The organism is Saccharomonospora iraqiensis subsp. iraqiensis, from assembly GCF_000430445.1.
GTDB lineage: Bacteria > Actinomycetota > Actinomycetes > Mycobacteriales > Pseudonocardiaceae > Saccharomonospora > Saccharomonospora iraqiensis.
In genome coordinates this window covers 120,964-123,189 of sequence record NZ_KE387129.1, presented here as the reverse complement: position 1 = coordinate 123,189, position 2,226 = coordinate 120,964, and the positions used below count along the sequence as shown (strand labels likewise).

Genomic DNA, 2,226 nt, shown 5'->3' with positions numbered 1-2,226 from the left:
CCGCGCCGTATCCGCCGACCGCACCGACCGCACCGGCGGCGCCGGCGCCACCTCCGGCAGCCCCTCCGGAGCCACCCAACCCGGATCCGGGACCACCGATGCCGGACCCGCCGCCGGGGCCGAAGCCACCGCCGCTGCCGTCGAGATCGGGAACGTTCGTCTTCGGGGGAGCCCAGCCGGAGGCGGAGGTTCCGTCGTCCCACTGCCCGGGCCGGTGCGTGAACCCGTCGGTCCCACCCGAGGTGTATCCCCCGCTCCCGGACACACTCCCGGCACCGCCGCTCGCCGCCGGGGCGTAACTCCCCCCGCCGGGCGCGGAGAAGCCGCCGGAGCCTGCCGAGCCGGAGCCACTGCCACTGGTCCCACCGGGCATCCCGGCGGGTGCCGGTCCGGTACCGGACCCGCTCCCGGCGTCCGGACCGCCCTCTCCGGCGTTCTCGTCCACCTTGATGTCGCCGAACTCGCCGGTGAGTGTGCTGTACCGCGGTACGGAACGGCTGTTCGTGGTGGTCGCCTCGTAGTACGCGTTGAACGCGTCGACGTTCGCCTGCGCCTTGGCGTTGTACTCCGCGATCTCCCGATCCTTGTCGGTGGTCAACGGATTGATGTCGTTCAGCCATCCGCTCTCGGGCGGTTTCTGCGGGACCTGCTGCACGCGGGACACCGCCCCGTTGAAGGCATCGGCCTGCGCGCCCATCGTCCGGTCACTGCTCTCCAGTTTGTACCCGGAGTCGAGCAGCCAGTCCTTCAACGGCCGGGCGCCGACCTTCGCCGCCTCGCCGGAGTCGCCCTGCCAGGCCTGGTCCATCTTCGATGCCAGGTCGTCCATCTGCCGGACCCGCTCATCGAAGGTCTGCTTCAATTTGCCGGCAGCCTCCCGGCCGTTCTCCAGCGAGCCGGTACCGGGTCCGGAGGTGAGCTGCTGGTAGATCTGGTGGGGGTCGATGGTCCGTGAACCATCCCCCGCGGCGAAGTTCCCGGCTTCCTCCTGGGTCGCCGCGCTGTATCCCGCCAAGGCGCCCGCGCCCGCGATAAGGAATGGCAGTGGCATCCGTGCCTCACCCCTTCACGTTGTTCACGACGGACTCGCCGACACGGTGAAGCGGCCTCCGCCGGACGGTCGAGGATGGATGGGCACCCCGTGTCGGCGGACGCTCCGGTGGCGCCCGTCCACGGTGAGTATCCCAAACGCTTCGACGTGGGGTGGGTGGTTCGGGTTCCCCGGGCCGGTATCGATCCGGAAAAGATCGACGGGACGGCGTTTCCGGCCCCCGGACACGACTGCGGCGGGGCCCCGGGGGACCCCGCCGCAGTCGGTGTGGTGTTCGTCGGCCGTGCCTACGCCCGGGTGGGCACGACGTCCAGGCGGACGTCGGCCGTCACGTTCGGGTGCAGGCGGGCACGGACGTCGTGCCTGCCGACGGTCTTGATGTGCTGCCGCAGTTCGATGACCCGCTTGTCGAGCTGCGGGCCCCCGGCCGCCTTGATCGCGCTGACCACGTCGGAGGGGGTGACCGAGCCGAACAGCTTCTTCGAGCCCTCGGCCGACTTCGCCGTGACCTCCACCGTGCCGAGGTTCTCGAGCGTCTGCTTGATCTCCTTGGCGTGGTCCAGGTCGCGGATCCGACGGGCCTCCTGGGCACGCCGGATGGTGCGGACGTTGCGCTCCGCACCCTTGGTCGCGGTCATCGCGTAACCCCGCGGCAGCAGGTAGTTACGCGCGTAGCCGTCCTTCACCTCGACGATGTCGCCGGGGCCGCCGAGGTGGGCGACGTCGGTCGTCAGGATGATCCTCGCCATGACGGACTTCCTTCCTCAGCGAGCGGTCGAGGTGTAGGGCAGCAGAGCCATCTCCCGCGAGTTCTTGACCGCGATGGCGACGTCCCGCTGGTGCTGGCTGCAGTTGCCGGTGACCCGACGGGCACGGATCTTGCCGCGGTCGGAGATGTACTTCCGCAGCATGGTCGTGTCCTTGTAGTCGATCGGCTCGGGTTGCCCCTGCTTCTCGGCCTTGCAGAAAACGCAGACCTTCTTCTTCGGCTTGCGAACGGGTGGCTTGGCCACGGTGTACTCCTGGGGAACGTTTCGTGTGGTTGTTCGGGCGCGCTACCGCGCGGGAAGCGGCGTCGGACGGCTCAGAACGGCGGCTCGTCGGAGAACCCGCCGCCACCTCCGGCCGGCGGGGCCGAGCCCCACGGGTCGTCGGCGGGGGCCCCGCCGCCACCG

The 2,226-nt window shown here is 70.2% G+C and carries 3 protein-coding genes; all 3 read right to left on the bottom strand.

Annotation, left to right across the window (positions count from 1 at the left end; all coding sequences use genetic code 11):
• The coding region (locus tag ACTIR_RS24465) for a PPE domain-containing protein (protein ID WP_034241104.1) at positions 1 to 1,051 on the bottom strand (1,051 nt) is incomplete at its 3' end.
• A 287-nt stretch (positions 1,052 to 1,338) separates the two neighbouring features.
• The gene (rplI, locus tag ACTIR_RS0119675) at positions 1,339 to 1,800 is read right to left on the bottom strand and encodes a 50S ribosomal protein L9 (RefSeq protein WP_007026990.1); all 462 of its coding nucleotides are present in this window, start codon (positions 1,798 to 1,800) and stop codon (positions 1,339 to 1,341) included.
• Between the two features lie 15 nt (positions 1,801 to 1,815).
• Positions 1,816 to 2,064 carry a 30S ribosomal protein S18 gene (rpsR, locus tag ACTIR_RS0119670; RefSeq protein WP_007026989.1) on the bottom strand — a complete coding sequence of 83 codons (249 nt, stop codon included), beginning with the start codon at positions 2,062 to 2,064 and terminating at the stop codon, positions 1,816 to 1,818.
• Between the last annotated feature and the right edge of the window lie 162 nt (positions 2,065 to 2,226).